Genomic DNA, 14,681 nt, shown 5'->3' on the forward strand with positions numbered 1-14,681 from the left:
CGACGCGGATGCGCGTCGAAAGGAGGAGCACGTGGCGCATGCGCTCGGCGCGAAGGGTGTGCTCACTCCGCTCGACGGCCTGCTCCCTGACCTGGAGCGGCTCTACACCGACCTCCACGCGCACCCCGAGCTCTCGATGCAGGAGACCCGGACGGCGGGCATCGCGGCGGAGCGGCTTCGCGCGGCGGGCTACGAGGTGACGGCGGGCCTCGGGAAGACCGGCGTGGTCGGCCTGCTGCGCAACGGCGATGGCCCCACCGTCATGCTGCGCGCCGACATGGACGCGCTGCCCGTCGAGGAGCTGACGGGGTTGCCCTACGCGAGCAAGGCCACGTCCACCGACCGCGACGGCAAGGTCGTCCCGGTGATGCACGCCTGCGGCCACGACGTGCACGTCGCCTGGCTGGCGGGCGCGGCCACCCTGTTCGGCCGCGCGCGCGAGGCGTGGCGGGGGACGCTGCTCGCGGTCTTCCAGCCGGCGGAGGAGATCGCCGCGGGCGCCCAGGCGATGATCGACGACGGGCTCTTCACCCGGTTTCCGAAGCCGGCCGTCGTCCTCGGGCAGCACGTCATGGTCGGCTCCGCGGGCGTCCTCGGCTGGCGCGCCGGCGTCATGACCTCCGCCGGCGACAGCCTCCAGATCCGGCTCTTCGGGCGCGGGGCCCACGGGTCGATGCCCCAGGCGAGCATCGACCCCGTGGTGATGGCGGCGGCGACCGTCCTCCGCCTCCAGACCATCGTCTCCCGGGAGCTCGCCGCGACCGAGGCCGCCGTCGTGACGATCGGCGCCCTGCAGGCGGGCACGAAGGAGAACGTCATCCCCGAGGACGCCCTCATCAAGCTGAACGTCCGCACCTTCGACGAGGGCGTCCGCGCTCGCGTGCTCGCCGCCATCGCGCGGATCGTGAACGCGGAGGCCGCGGCGTCCGGGGCGCCCCGGCCGCCGGAGATCACGCCGCTCGACCGCTACGGAGCCGTCCGGAACGACCCGGAGGCGACGCGCCGCGTGGTCGCGTCGTTCCAGCGGACCTTCCCCGCCGAACGCGTGCGGGAGGTGGAGCCGACGTCGGCGAGCGAGGACTTCGGCTGCTTCGGCGCGGAGTGGCACGTGCCGTCGGTGTTCTGGTTCGTGGGCGGCACCGATCCCGAGGCGTACCGGCGGGCCCGGGACGCGGGCCGAATGGGCGACCTTCCGACCAACCACAACCCGCGCTTCGCGCCGGTCCTGCACCCGACCCTGCGCACGGGCGTGGAGGCGGCAGTCGCCGCCGCGATGGCCTGGCTCTCGCCATGAACACCGCGCTCGCGGCAGGGTTCCGGCTCGGGCGTCGATCCCGGCGCCGTCAGGCGGACCGTGCCGGGCCCGTGTCGCGCATCAGGATCTCCTGCGCCACGCTCGCCACGAGCAGCCCGCTGCGGTCGAACACGAGCCCGCGCGCGAGCCCCCGCGCGGACTGCGCGGACGGAGAGTCCATTGTGTAGAGGAGCCACTCGTCGACGCGCGCCTGGCGATGAAACCAGAGCGCGTGGTCGAGCGAGGCGACGATCATCGACGGCTGCCACCAGCTCCTGCCATGCGGCCGCAGCGGCGCGCCCGCCAGCGTCGAGTCCGACGCGTACGCGAGGATGCACCGGTGCAGGTGGGGATCGTCTGGAAGGCGATCGACGGCGCGGAACCAGGCGGCCTGGCGCGGCTCACCGTGGACGCGGCGGAGCGGGTTCTGCGGCTCGACGGGCCGGAACTCGATCGCCCCGGGAGTGCGCATCGCCTCGGCGGTCTGCGGCGGCACGGAGCCCGCGTCGGCGAGCCAGCGCTCGACCAGCTCGGGGTAGCTCGCGAGCGCCTCCGGCGGCGGCACCTCCGGCATGGACGCGGCGTGCTCGAGGCCGGGCTCCGGCTTCTGGAACGACGCGATCATGGAGAGGATGGGCCGCCCGTGCTGGATGGCCTGGACGCGTCGCGCGGAGAAGCTCCGCCCGTCGCGGATCCGATCCACCTGGTAGACGATGGGCGCGGTCACGTCGCCGGGCAGCAGGAAGTAGGCATGGAGCGAGTGCGGCAGGCGACCGTCCACGGTGCGCTCCGCCGCCACCAGCGCCTGGCTGATCACCTGTCCCCCGAAGACCCGGGGCGAGCCGAGGTGTCTCGACTCGCCCCGGAAGAGGTTCACCTCCAGCTGCTCCAGATCGAGCTGCCGGATGAGCGCGCTCAGCGACGGGTCCATTCGTCCTCTCCTTCCCCGGCGCCAAGCTTACTCGACACCGCGTGGATCGCGCCCGGAGAGGATCAGCGAGGCCTGCCTCGCACGACCGCGGGGGTCCACGCGCGCCGGCGGCGCCCGAGCCGCTCCTCCGCGGTCTCGCCGTCGTAGGCCACCGGCACGGGGCGCTGCGTGAACGCCTCCCGCGCGTCGAGCACGTTCGCGTTGAGGGTCGCGTAGGTGGCCCCCTCGATCGTGCTCACCGCCGCGACGTACACGCCGCACGTACGGCAGACGAGGAAGTCCGCGGTGCGCAGACCGAAGCGGTAGCGAGAGACCTCCCCGGCGTCGCGGATCCGCACCTCGAGCGAGCCCGCCGGGTCCGACACCGCGATCGAACCGTGCCGGCGGCAGAACGTACATCCGCACTCGCGCGGCGCGAGCGCCTCGGGCCGCTGCGACGTCTCGAACGTGACCTCGAGGTTGCCGCAGTGACATCGTCCTTCGAATCGCATGAGAAGCTCAGCGCGCGTGAAGCGCCCCCGTCACGCCGTCTTCTTCCGCGTCGACGTCCGCACCCTGCGCAGCGCCTCGTCCGTGAGCGCGGTCATCGCTCCCGCGGCGGCGGTCAACGTCGTGGTCGCCGCGTTGAGCAGCGCGCGCGCCAGCTCCAGGAGCGCACCCCTGACGGCCTTGAGCTCGTCGAGCGCCGTGGACTCTCGTTTCGTCCGGGTTGCCATGGATCGCCCTCCCCTCTGCCTGCATATAAGCGGACGCCGCACCGGCAGACCGAGGCGTTCAGGGCTGACACGAAGGTGCCTGCCTCCCGGGCGCACGCGCGCCAGCGCGCGCCTGGGGAGCTGGAGCCGGAGCTGCGCGCCCCCTCGCGCGTCACGCCGCGCTCGCGGCCGCCACGGCTCCGCCGCCACGCTCCTCGCGCGGCGGGACGGCGAACCGGACGAGCCGGCGCATCGCGCTCGCGAACTGCGAGGCCAGCGAGCCCGTCGTGTACGGGACCCCGTGGCGCTCGCAGATGGCGCGCACGCGAGGGGCCATCTCCGGATAGCGCCAGGCGGGGACGTTCGGGAAGAGGTGGTGCTCGATCTGGAACCCGAGGTGACCGCTGAGCACGTGGCCGAGCCGCCCGGTCTCGAAGTTGCTGCTGCCCGCGATCTGCCGGAAGTACCATCCGGCCCGATCCTCGCCCGCGAGCTCCTCCTCGCGGAAGGTCGCCGTCCGCTCCGTGAGGTGGCCGCAGTAGATGACGGCGTACGCCCAGCCGTTTCGGAGCGCGTTCGCGAGCACGTTCCCGGCGAGGACCTTCACCGCGAGCGGACCCGCGAGGGCGGGGTAGAAGACGTACTCGACGAACCCCTTCCGCGCGGCCTTTCGCGCGAAGGCCCAGAGATCGCGGGCCACCTCGCGACGAGGACGCCGCCGTCTGGCCGCTTCGCTCGACGGCGGGCCGAGCCCATCGAGGAGGCCGAGGTCGTAGGCGCCGATGGAGTACTCGAAGAAGAGCCCGCTGAGCGGGCTCACCAGCGGCTGGAGCAGGTGGATGGGCTTCCACGGCACCTCCGCGGAGAAGCGGAAGGCGTTGTAGCCGAAGTCGCGATCTCGACCGATGACGTTCGTGAAGACGTGGTGCCTGGCGTTGTGGGCCCGCTTCCAGCTCTTCGCCGTGCCGACCATGTCCCACTCGTAGGTCGCCGAGCTGAGCGATGGGTCGCGCATGAAGTCGTACTGACCGTGCAGCACGTTGTGGCCGATCTCCATGTTCTCGAGCACCTTGTAGGTGCCGAGCGCGCAGACGCCGGCTGCCCAGCTGATCGGCTCCAGGCTGAAGTGGATGAGGAGGCGCCCCGCCACGCGGGAGATCCGCGCGACCGCCCTGACGGTCCGGATGTAGTCGGCGTCGCGCGCGCCGATCTTCGCCACGTACTCCTGCCGGAGCGCATCGAGCTCCGCCCGCAGGGACTGCGACTGCTTTGCTGACAAGGTCACCCGTTCCCCCGTTCCCGCGGCGTTGCCGCGGAGCCTCGTGACGGTCCTACCTGTGCGCTCGTTGTCATGAGCGGGTCACGATGCTCCGGGCGAGGGCGGCGGCGAGCGCGGCGCGCGGGCGCCCGCGCCGTCATGCCCTCGTCGAGGAGGCGGCCGTTCCGGTCGATGACTTGGAGACAGTCGGGCTCTCGCCAGCGGACTCTCACGTCCGATGGTCGGCGCGCGTCGCTGCCGCGATCTTCGTGAAGAAGGCGGTGAACCCCACCCCGATGCCGATCACCGCCCCCACGACGAGCATCCACTGCACGGAGTGCCCCAGCCAGCGGTCGAGCCCATAGCCGAGGAGCGTGAAGACCGCGACGGAGGCGAGCAGCGTGCTCGACGCGGCCATGTACGGCTCGGCCTTCCGGTACCCTGCTGCGAGGCTCGAGAGCCCGCGCTCGGGGTCCGCCGCACCACCACCGCCCGGCCCGCCGGTCGGGGCTCGCGCTCGCTGTGCCATTCGGTCTCTCCTCGACCCTCTCGACGTGGAGGTCAGCGGAGCGGTCCAGAGGCGGGAGTCGGACGCGGCTCGGCGCGGGGGCCGGATCGCCGAGCAGGACGTCAACGCTCGGTCGAGGAGAACGTAACGCCAGCGCGATCCCCGCGCGCGCTCGTCGCGCCCCATCGCTCCCCGAGGCAGACGTCCGCACGGCCCATCTGACGCCCCTCGGGTCCATTACCGGGCTGGGGGCACCCGAACCTGCTACACAGCCGGTAGAGGACGGCGCCCCCATGCCCGACCGCAGCTCCGTACCGCCCCATCCGAGCGACGAGCATGAAGCCGACTGGCGCGCCCGGGAAGGCGAGCGTCTCCTCATCGTGGGCGTCGGCGCCTCTGCGGGCGGCCTCGAGGCGTTCGAGCGTTTCCTCGGCCAGCTCCCGTCGGACAGCGGGCTGGCGTACGTCCTCGTCCAGCACCTCTCTCCCGAGCACGAGAGCAGCCTCGTCGAGATCCTGTCCCGCGCCACGAAGCTCCCGGTGGAGACCGTGCGCGAAGGGCAGCGCGTCGAGCGCGACCACGTGTACGTCATTCCACCGGGGACGGGCCTCGTCGTCGAGGGCGGCGCCCTGCGCCTCGTCCCGGCGGAGCCGAAGGGCTCTCGCCTGGTGGTGAATGCGTTCCTGACCTCGCTCGCGGAGGACCAGCGCGAGAACGCCGTCGGCGTCGTGCTCTCCGGGACCGGCTCCGACGGCGCGCTCGGCATCGCCGCCGTGAGGCGTCACGGGGGCAGGACGTTCGCGCAGCTCCCCGGCGACGCGCGGTACGAGAGCATGCCTGCCGCCGCGATCGCGACGGGGATGGTGGAGCAGGTCCTCCCCGCGAGCGAGATCCCTGCGGCGCTCGGCGAGCTCGCTGCCGAGCGCCGGCGCCACCCGCCCGAGAGCGCGCGGGGCGAGGCGGAGGGGCTCCACCGGGCGCTCGAGGTGATCGGGCGGACGACGGGCCACGACTTCAGCCGGTACAAGCGCAGCACCATCCTCCGCCGGTTCCACCGGCGCATGGGCGCGACCGGCACCGCCACCGTCCGTGACTACGCGACCCTGCTCGAGGGCGACGCCGACGAGGCCCGCCGCCTCGCCGAGGACCTGACCATCAACGTGACGAGCTTCTTCCGCGACGAGGCGCCGTTCCGGATCCTCGAGCAGATCGTCGTCCCCGACCTCCTGAAGCGGCGCGGCGCCGACGGGATCCGCGTCTGGGTGCCGGCCTGCTCCTCCGGAGAGGAGGCCTACTCGCTCGCGATGCTGCTCTGCGAGGGCGACGGCCTCCAGCGCCCGCCGCAGCTCCAGGTCTTCGCGACGGACATCGACGCGTCTGCCCTCGCGGAGGCGCGGCGAGGCCAGTACACGAGCGTCGTCGAGCGCCAGGTGAGCCCCGAGCGGCTGGAGCGGTTCTTCACGAGGCGCGGGGACACGTACACGGTCACGAAGCCCCTCCGCGACCTCTGCATCTTCACGGAGCACGATCTCGTCAAGGATCCGCCGTTCTCCCGGATGGACCTCGTGTCCTGCCGCAACCTGCTCATCTACCTGGAGCCCGACCTCCAGAAGCGAATCATCGGGCTCCTCCACTACGCGCTCCGGCCGGGCGGCTACCTCCTCCTCGGCAAGGCCGAGATGATCGACGCGCGCGAGCTGGAGCTGTTCGAGGTCGTGGACAAGACCGAGCGCGTGTTCCGGCGGCGCGAGGTGGATCGGCGTCCGGCGATCCTGCCTCCGGGGCGGCGGGCGCCTCCCCTCGAGCTGGCGCCGCCCAGCCGGCGAGGCGATCCCGAGGTGAAGAGCGCCGCCGATCGCTCGCGAAGGATCGTGCTCGAGGAGTACGCGCCGCCTTCGGTGGTGGTCGATGCGCGCGGGGAGATCCGGTACTACTGGGGGACGAAGCTGTCCGACTTCCTGCCGCCCCGCGCCGGCGCACCCGCCACCAACCTGATGCACCTCGCCCGGCGCGAGCTCCGCGTCGAGCTCTCCGCCGCCCTCCACAACGCGGCGCGCCAGGGGAAGCCGGTCACGTACAAGGACGTGGTGGTCGAGGCGGAGGGCGTCCAGCGTCGCCTGAACCTCGTCGTCCGGCCGCTCCCGCCCACGGAGCAGGATCCGGACGCGCTGTTCCTCGTCGTCTTCGAGGAGCTGCAGGCCTCTCCCATCGCGCACGGCACGCCGCTCGACGCCCCGACCCTGGAGCGCCACCGGCTGCTGCAGCGCGATCTCGAGAGCACCCAGGAGCGGCTCCAGGTCACCATCGAGGAGCTCGAGAACGCGAACGAGGCGCTCCGCACGTCCAACGAGCAGCTACAGTCCATGAACGAGGAGATGCACTCGTCCAACGAGGAGCTGCAGACCTCGCAGGAGGAGCTGCAGTCGGTGAACGAGGAGCTCAACACGCTCAACACCGAGCTCAGCAAGAAGGTGGACGAGCTCGAGCTGCTCTACGGCGACCTCCAGAACCTGTTCCAGAGCACGCAGATCGCGACCATCTTCCTCGATCGCGAGTCCCGGATCGCGCGCTTCACGCCGGCGGCGACGGCGATCTTCCGGCTCGCCGACGGCGACGTGGGGAGGCCGCTCTCGGACTTCGCCGCGCTGTTCGACGCGCAGGACGTGCCCCAGGAGGTGAAGCGAGTCCTCGCGACGCTCCAGCCCGTCGAGCGCACGGTGGGCCTCGCGCAGGGAGGGCGCTGGTTCCTCATGCGCATGAACCCGTACCGCACGCCGTCCAACGTCGTCGCGGGCGTCGTGGTCTCCTTCATCGACGTCACGAGGCTGAAGGAGGCGGAGGCGGCCCTGCGGCAGGCCGTGGGGGAGCGGGAGCGCGCCGAGGCGGCCCTGCGGGACGCGGACCGGCGGAAGGACGAGTTCCTCGCCGTCCTGTCCCACGAGCTGCGAAACCCGCTCGCGCCCATCCGGAGCAGCCTCCACGTCCTCGAGCGCGCGCCCGCGGACGCGGACGCGGCGGCGCGAGCGCACCAGATCATCGCCCGCCAGGTGGGGCACCTCGCTCGCCTCGTCGACGACCTGCTCGACGTGACGCGCATCGCGAACGGGAAGCTCCAGGTCGAGCGTCGGCCCGTGGACCTCCGGTCCCTCTCGCAGCGCACCGCCGACGACCACCGGAGCCTCTTCACGACGCGCGAGGTCGCGCTGGAGGTCGCGCTCCCGGACGAGCCCCTGTGGGTCGAAGGCGACGCGACGCGCCTCGCGCAGGTGATCGGGAACCTGCTCCAGAACTCGGCCAAGTTCACCTCCGGAGGCGACTCGGTCCGCCTGTCACTCGACGCGGTCGAGGGGTTCGCGGTGCTGCGCGTGCGGGACAACGGCATCGGCATCGAGCCTGCGATGGTCCCGCGCCTCTTCCACCCGTTCGCGCAGGCCGACGCGACCCTCAATCGCAGCCTCGGCGGGCTCGGGCTCGGTCTCGCGCTCGTGAAGGGCCTCGTCGAGACGCACGGCGGCACGGTCGAGGCGAGGAGCGGCGGCAAGGGCGCAGGCACCGAGTTCATCGTGCGGTTGCCGCTCTCGGTGGCGCCCGCGGGGATCGAGGTCGCGCCGGCGTCACCTCCGCGCCCCCGCCGTGTGCTCGTCATCGAGGACAACCTCGACGCCGCCGAGAGCCTGCAGCTCGCGCTCGAGATGGAGGGCCACGAGGTCTTCCTGGCGCACGACGGTCCGAAGGGGATCGAGCGAGCCCGGGAGCTCATGCCAGAGGTGGTGGTCTGCGACGTCGGGCTCCCGCGCATGGACGGCTACGCGGTGGCGAAGGCGATGCGGAGCGAACCCGGCCTGCGGGACACGTTCCTCATCGCGCTCACGGGATACGCCCGTCCGGAGGATCAGCGGCGCGCCGCGGAGGCGGGGTTCGACGCGCACCTGACCAAGCCGGCGACGGTCGAGGAGCTCCAGGAGGCGATGGACCGTGCGCCGCGCCGGACGCCGCCGCGCGGCGGCGGTCCAGTCGCGGCCCGGTGACAACCGGGGGGTGCTCTGACGGGGCGTGCTTCCAACCCGGGCGGCTACCCGTGTAACCCGCGCGCCGCCGGCGCATCGTATGGAGAGCAAGGAGGCAGGTCCATGGCTCTCAGCGCTGACGCACGACCGAAGGCCTTCGAGGCGAGCGGCGCCTCGGATGCGGACGTGGTCCACCGTGTCCTCGCCGGTGACACCGCGTCGTTCGAGCTCCTGATGCGCCGTCACAACCAGCGCGTGTACCGCACGATCCGCGCGGTGCTGCGCCGCGACTCGGCCGAGGTCGAGGACGCGATGCAGCTCACCTACCTGCAGGCGTTCCGTGCGCTCGCCGCGTTCGAGGGCGCCTCGTCGTTCGGCACGTGGCTCACCCGGATCGCGCTGAACGTCGCGTACGGCCTCGCGAGACGGCAGCGCATCGCTGCCGTCGAGCTCTCGGCGGAGGTGGACGAGATGACCCGGGGCGCGCGCGACGAGGGGCCGGAGGACGGAGCCACGCGGAGGGAGAGCGCCGAGCTGCTGGAGCGAGCCGTCGCCCGGCTGGGAGACGATCACCGCGTCGTGTTCATGCTGCGGGAGGTCGAGCAGCTCTCCACCGCGGAGACCGCCGAGGCGCTCGACCTGTCGGAGGAGAACGTGAAGGTGCGGCTGCATCGCGCCCGGCTCGCCCTGCGCGAGATGCTCGCCGAGGAGGTCGGTCAGTCGGCCCCGCAGGCGTTCACGTTCCTCGCCCCGCGCTGTGACCGCGTGGTGAACGCGGTGCTCTCCGCCATCGGCGACTCTTTCGGGACGGGTCCGTCCGGAAGCCCGGGCCGCGAGTGAGCCGAGGCTGCTGCTTTCGGGCTCCGGCGCGCGGCTGACAGCCGAGCACCGCGCGCGACCCCATCGAGGCACCCTGCCGCGCCCCACGCGCGATGACGACGCCGTGACCGGGGGCGGCGCAGGATCGCGGCATGCGCGCACTCCTCGTGCAGGCCCGCTCGCCGCGCAGCTACTGGAGCTTCGAGCGAAGCCTCCCCTTCATCCGCAAGGCGGCGACGATGCCGCCGCTCGGGCTCGCCACGCTCGCGGCGCACCTGCCGCAGCACTGGGAGCTCCGCCTGCGCGACCTCGAGGTCGCCCCGCTCGACGACGCCGACCTGCGCTGGGCGGACGCCGTCCTCGTCTCCGGGATGCTCGTGCAGGCGGAGTCGATGCGCGCGGTGCTCCTCCGGGCTCGCGCCCTCGGCCGGCGCACGGTCGCCGGCGGCGCGGGACCGAGCCTCGTGCCCGAGCGCTTCCCGGAGGCCGATCACGTCTTTCGCGGCGAGGCCGAGGGGCGCCTGGAGCTCCTCGTGCGCGTCCTCGAAGGACGGGAGACAAAGGCGCCCCGACTCCTCTCGCCCGAGGGCGACGACCGGCCCGACCTCGCGCTCGCGCGCGTGCCCCGCTTCGACCTCCTCGACCTCCCACGCTACGCCAATCACGCCCTGCAGTACTCGCGCGGGTGTCCGTTTCGCTGCGAGTTCTGCGACATCATCGAGCTGTTCGGGCGCGTGCCGCGGGTGAAGTCGCCGGAGCAGGTCGTGGCGGAGCTCGACGCGCTGCACGCGCGCGGGGCGCGCGGGGCGCTCTTCTTCGTGGACGACAACTTCGTCGGCAACCGGCGCGAGGTGGCCCGCCTGCTCCCGGTGCTCCGCGCCTGGCAGGAGCGGCACGGGTTCCCGTTCCAGCTCTGCACGGAGGCGAGCCTCGACCTCGCGAGCGCGCCGGAGCTCGTGGCCGAGATGGTCGCGGCGGGCTTCCAGGAGGTGTTCCTCGGGATCGAGACGCCCTCCGCCGCGGCGCTCGCGGAGACCGGCAAGAGCCAGAACCTCCGCATGCCCCCGGGCCGCGCCGTCGAGACGCTCACGCGCGCAGGGCTCGAGGTGTTCTCCGGCTTCATCGTGGGCTTCGACAGCGAGGGGCCGGACATCTTCGATCGACAGCTCGAGCTCATCTCCGGGCTCCCGGTCCCCCGGGCGATGGTCGGGCTGCTCGTCGCGATGCCGGGCACGCGCCTCTGGCGGCGCCTCGAGCAGGAGGGCCGGCTGCGCGGCGACGGGAGCGGCGACGCCTTCGAGCGGCCGAACTTCGTGCCTGCCCAGGACGAGCGGGTCCTGCTCGCGGGATACCGCCGCCTCGTGGCGGCGCTCTACGCGCCCGAGCGCTACTACGCGCGGTGCACCCTCGCCATCGACCAGCTGCCGCTCCGCCCCCGCGCCGCCTCGGACGCCGGCGCCGCCGAGGGCTCGCTCGCTGCGGTCGCACGGATCGCGTGGGGCATCGGCGTCGTGAGCCCGCGGCGCCTCCACTTCTGGCGCCTCGTCGGACACGCGCTGCGCCGGGGCGCCGGCGCCCTCCCGCGGGCGCTGGCGCTCGCGGTGATCGGCGAGAGCCTCATCCCGTACACCCACGACGTGGTCCTGCCGCGCCTCGACCGGTCGCTCGCCGAGCTCGCGGCGAGCGACGCGCAGCGCCCCTCCGCATCTGCTTAGGGACTCCGGTCGCCCTCTCCTCGCCTCACGACGAGGAGGGCGCGGCGAGGACGGCCACGCGCGGACCCGAGGCCGCCTCGGCGCCGCGCCGGCCGAGCGCGCGCAGGTACCGGTAGTGAGCCGCGATCGCGGCGCGGAGCGTCGGGTGCGTGTGGTGCGGCACGCCGTGCGCGCGGCACGCCGCCTCCACGCTCGCGGCGAGCGCCGGGTAGTGCACGTGGCACACGTCCGGGAGGAGGTGATGCTCGATCTGGAAGTTGAGCCCGCCGACGTACCAGCCCAGGAGCCGGTTCGAGGGCGCGAAGTCCACCGTGGCGCGCACCTGGTGCTCCGCCCAGCCGGTCGGCATCCGCTGATCTCCGGCCCGGGCGGCGTGGAACTCCGCCTCCGGCACCGCGTGCGCGAGCTGGAACACCGTCGCCAGCACCACGCCCAGCGTGAGCGCGCCGAGCAGGAAGAGGGGCGCGACCCAGCCGCTGCGGAACACGAGCACCGGGACGACCACCGCCCAGGCGAGGAACACCGCCTTGCCGGCGAGGAACGCGGCGAGCTCGCCGCCCCGCGGGCGCGGGAACGGGAGCTGCCCGATGCGGCCACGCGCGAGGTCACGCACGTCGTCCACGAACCACCACTTCACGGCCAGCACGCCGTAGAGCAGCCAGCCATAGACGTGCTGGTAGCGGTGGAACGGGCGGAGCCGCTGCGACGGCGCGAGCCGGAGGAACGGCTCGGCGTCGATGTCCGCGTCCATCCCGTCCACGTTCGCGTAGGTGTGGTGGTGCACGTTGTGCTTGAAGCGCCAGAGGTACGAGCTCGCCCCGACGAAATCGAGCGCCAGGCCCCACGCACGGTTCACGCGCGCGGAGCGCGCGTAGGCGCCGTGGTTGGCGTCGTGCATGACCGAGAAGCCGATCCCCGCCGTCGCGAGCGCCAGAGACAAAGTCAGCGCCACCGCCAGCACGGGAGAGGTGCCGCCGAGGAGGAGGAGCAGCGCGTAGGAGGCCGCGAACCAGCCCAGGATTGCGCCCGTCTTCGCGTGCATCGCGCCGCCGCCCCAGCGTGCCCGGCCGGTGCCCTCGAGGTACGCGCCGGCGCGGCGCTTCACCTCGGCGTGAAAGCCGTCGTCGCGTGGGAACCGGACCCGGGGAGGCGTGGAGCTCATGCCCGGGATCTAGGCACCCCGAATCACGAAGATGTCACCGCGGCGCCCGCCTCCGGAACGAGAAAAGCCCGGCCTCGAAAGGCCGGGCTCTCATTGCCTGAAGGGTCGCGATGACGCGACTAGGCGACCGGGCGGACGTTCGCCGCCTGCAGGCCCTTGGGGCCCTTCGTCACTTCGAACTCCACCTTCTGGCCCTCGGCGAGGGAGCGGAACCCATCCGTCTGGATCGCGGTGTGGTGGCAGAAGACATCCTCGCCCCCGTCCGCCTGGGTGATGAAGCCGAAGCCCTTCGCGTCATTGAACCACTTCACGGTACCGGCTGCCATTTGCTGTAGGTGCTCTTTTCTCTCTGTGAACGCGCGGCAGTGAGTGCCGCGCGAACCTTCTTCCCTCCCGGAGCGGGAGAGAAGGGACGTTGGTAGTCGAATCGCGCGAAGAAGTCGAGCCCGGGGCCCAGAATGCCGCGGCAGCGTGACGAGCGCCCGGGGGCGCGCGGTGATATACGACATCCACCCGGCGAACGCGGCCGGCCCTCCACGCCGCCGTGAGCGACACGGCGGGATCTCACCCGCGCCACCCTTTCGTCCCCCGACGTGCCCCCCTGCGCGCCCCTCGTGCGCGTGTCGAGAGGCGTGCGCGAGCGCGTGGACCGACCGGAAAGAGCCGAACATGAGCAGCCTCGAGAACGGAATGCTGGTGCAGCACACCTCGCTGGGGATCGGCAAGATCGTCGCGCTCGACCAGAAGGCCGTGCACGTCTTCTTCGCCACGAGCGACGCGCGCTTCGCGACGAAGCTGCGGCTGCCGATGGCACTGCCGCTCCTCTCCCCCGCCACGAGCCCGAACGCCTGGCTCTCCGCGCTGACCGGCTTCGCGCTCGACGCGAAGACCGGCCGCTACGGCCGCGCCGGCGCGTGGCTCTCGCACGCCGACGCCGTGGCGCGCTTCGTCGAGTCCTTCCCGCAGGGGTTCACGGACCCGAAGTACGTCGGGGAAGGCAAGGAGCGGGGCGAGCAGCGTGCGAGCAAGTGGCGCCGTGCCCACGAGATGTTCGTCGAGACGCTCGGGAACGGCGAGGGTGAGCGGCTCCTCGAGGCGGGCGACGTCGGCGGCCTCGTCGAGCGGACGCTCCGGATCGAGCGGCACGTGCGCACGCTGCACCGGGACGCGGAGCGGACCTCGCTCGAGGACGGCCTGAAGGATCCGGCCGCGGCGAAGGCGTTCTTCGCGGCGCTGTTCGAGCTCCTGGCGACGGCCACGCCCGAGCAGCCCCGGTTCGAGGCGCTCGCCGCCGCGGTCGCGACGCTCTTCCCGAGCGCGGCGCGGGAGTCCCTCTGGCCGATCGTGACGCTCCTGCCGTTCGTCGCGAGGCCGGAGCTCCACATGCTGCTCCGCCCCCGCTTCGCCTGCGACGTGGCGCAGCGGCTCGGGCTCGAGCTCGCCTACGACGCCGAGCCCAACTGGTCCACCTACTCCGCCCTCCTCGGCTCGGCCGACCAGCTCCTCGAGAAGCTCCGGCCGCTCGGCGCGCGCGACCACGTCGACGTCGAGGCGTTCATGCACGTGAGCACGGCGAAGCGGCCGCGCCCGCGCCCCCAGCAGCCGGAGCTCGTGACGTGAGCGGCCGAACGGACCCGCGACGAAGGGAGTCGAGACCATGACGGTGACGGCGTTTCTCGCGGCGATGCAGAGACAGCTCGTCGATGCCCTCCGGACGGGCGGGCCCTGGTCGCGATCGGCGTGGTGCCGCACTCAGCGGCGCCACCTGAGCGTCCCCGGCGGCGCGGTGGTGTGGGTCCGCGGCGAGGCGCTGCCGTGGGCGCAGTGGGGAGCCCGCCGCGGCTACTTCGAGGTCCAGTACATGGACGGGCTGCCCTACCTCCGCGCGCGGGCGTGAGCGCGCGATCGTTCCGCGACCCTTCCCCTGCCCGCTCTCGCGGCGTACAAGGGGCGATGTCCGACGCGCGGAAGCAGTCGCTGTACTTTCCCGAGGAGATGCTCCAGCAGATGCAGGAGGAGGCGATCCGGCAGGACCGGTCGCTCTCCTGGATCGTCCAGCACGCCTGGCGGCTCGCGCGCGAGCGGATCTCGAGGCTGCCCAGCAGCGGCGTGGCCCTCGCACCTGCTTCACGCACGGTAGGCCCCGCGAACGAGCTCGCGACCGCCTCCGCCGACGAGGCGAAGGGCTAGGCCGCGTGGCGGTCACGGGCTGGAAGCGCGCGCGGCGGGGCGCGCGCGCGCCGGGGGTCCACCGCGGGGGCCCGGCCCCGGGGGGGCGGGCCCCGCGCGTCG

At 72.7% G+C, this 14,681-nt stretch carries 14 protein-coding genes; 7 read left to right on the plus strand and 7 right to left on the minus strand.

Annotation, left to right across the window (positions count from 1 at the left end; translation table 11 throughout):
* Positions 1-31 precede the first annotated feature (31 nt).
* On the plus strand, positions 32-1,294 hold the full coding sequence (locus tag MNY60_RS07705) for a M20 family metallopeptidase (protein WP_242354123.1): 1,263 nt from the start codon (positions 32-34) through the stop codon (positions 1,292-1,294).
* 49 nt (positions 1,295-1,343) lie between these two features.
* Here MNY60_RS07705 and tesB read toward each other — a convergent pair whose 3' ends face one another.
* The 5 genes from tesB to MNY60_RS07730 all read right to left on the minus strand — a co-directional run bounded on the left by tesB (position 1,344) and on the right by MNY60_RS07730 (position 4,707).
* Entirely contained in the window at positions 1,344-2,225 is an 882-nt protein-coding gene (tesB, locus tag MNY60_RS07710) for an acyl-CoA thioesterase II (RefSeq protein ID WP_242354109.1), read from the minus strand.
* A 62-nt stretch (positions 2,226-2,287) separates the two neighbouring features.
* Complete coding sequence (locus MNY60_RS07715) at positions 2,288-2,716, minus strand: GFA family protein (RefSeq protein ID WP_242360316.1); 429 nt, start codon at positions 2,714-2,716, stop codon at positions 2,288-2,290.
* 30 nt (positions 2,717-2,746) lie between these two features.
* Positions 2,747-2,941 carry a hypothetical protein gene (locus MNY60_RS07720; RefSeq protein WP_242336702.1) on the minus strand — a complete coding sequence of 65 codons (195 nt, stop codon included), beginning with the start codon at positions 2,939-2,941 and terminating at the stop codon, positions 2,747-2,749.
* Positions 2,942-3,092: 151 nt separating this feature from the next.
* A complete protein-coding gene (locus MNY60_RS07725; RefSeq protein WP_242336704.1) occupies positions 3,093-4,205 on the minus strand; it encodes an acyl-CoA desaturase in 1,113 nt (370 codons plus the stop codon).
* Between the two features lie 202 nt (positions 4,206-4,407).
* Positions 4,408-4,707 carry an AtpZ/AtpI family protein gene (locus MNY60_RS07730; RefSeq protein WP_242336707.1) on the minus strand — a complete coding sequence of 100 codons (300 nt, stop codon included), beginning with the start codon at positions 4,705-4,707 and terminating at the stop codon, positions 4,408-4,410.
* Positions 4,708-4,979: 272 nt separating this feature from the next.
* Here MNY60_RS07730 and MNY60_RS07735 point away from each other — a divergent pair, with 272 nt between their 5' ends.
* From MNY60_RS07735 to MNY60_RS07745, 3 genes are all read left to right on the plus strand, one after another.
* Complete coding sequence (locus MNY60_RS07735) at positions 4,980-8,714, plus strand: chemotaxis protein CheB (RefSeq protein WP_242354084.1); 3,735 nt, start codon at positions 4,980-4,982, stop codon at positions 8,712-8,714.
* A 102-nt stretch (positions 8,715-8,816) separates the two neighbouring features.
* On the plus strand, positions 8,817-9,533 hold the full coding sequence (locus MNY60_RS07740; protein WP_242360317.1) for an RNA polymerase sigma factor: 717 nt from the start codon (positions 8,817-8,819) through the stop codon (positions 9,531-9,533).
* Between the two features lie 131 nt (positions 9,534-9,664).
* The gene (locus MNY60_RS07745) at positions 9,665-11,227 is read left to right on the plus strand and encodes a B12-binding domain-containing radical SAM protein (protein ID WP_242360318.1); all 1,563 of its coding nucleotides are present in this window, start codon (positions 9,665-9,667) and stop codon (positions 11,225-11,227) included.
* A 25-nt stretch (positions 11,228-11,252) separates the two neighbouring features.
* On the opposite strand, the gene MNY60_RS07750 is transcribed toward MNY60_RS07745, so the two are convergent.
* Together MNY60_RS07750 and MNY60_RS07755 are read right to left on the minus strand one after the other, a co-directional pair.
* A complete protein-coding gene (locus MNY60_RS07750) occupies positions 11,253-12,389 on the minus strand; it encodes an acyl-CoA desaturase (protein ID WP_242336718.1) in 1,137 nt (378 codons plus the stop codon).
* 119 nt (positions 12,390-12,508) lie between these two features.
* Entirely contained in the window at positions 12,509-12,715 is a 207-nt protein-coding gene (locus MNY60_RS07755; RefSeq protein ID WP_242336721.1) for a cold-shock protein, read from the minus strand.
* 343 nt (positions 12,716-13,058) lie between these two features.
* Between MNY60_RS07755 and MNY60_RS07760 the strand changes: the two genes are divergently transcribed.
* From MNY60_RS07760 to MNY60_RS07770, 3 genes are read left to right on the plus strand one after another with little or no spacing between them, the layout of a single operon-like run.
* Entirely contained in the window at positions 13,059-14,009 is a 951-nt protein-coding gene (locus MNY60_RS07760) for a hypothetical protein (protein WP_242336724.1), read from the plus strand.
* A gap of 37 nt (positions 14,010-14,046) precedes the next feature.
* A complete protein-coding gene (locus MNY60_RS07765) occupies positions 14,047-14,286 on the plus strand; it encodes a hypothetical protein (RefSeq protein ID WP_242336727.1) in 240 nt (79 codons plus the stop codon).
* Positions 14,287-14,342: 56 nt separating this feature from the next.
* Positions 14,343-14,579 (plus strand): TIGR04563 family protein, encoded by a 237-nt coding sequence (locus MNY60_RS07770; protein WP_242336729.1) that lies wholly within the window; start codon positions 14,343-14,345, stop codon positions 14,577-14,579.
* The last annotated feature ends 102 nt before the right edge of the window (positions 14,580-14,681 follow it).

The organism is Anaeromyxobacter sp. SG17, assembly GCF_022690695.1.
GTDB classification, from domain to species: Bacteria; Myxococcota; Myxococcia; order Myxococcales; family Anaeromyxobacteraceae; genus Anaeromyxobacter; species Anaeromyxobacter soli.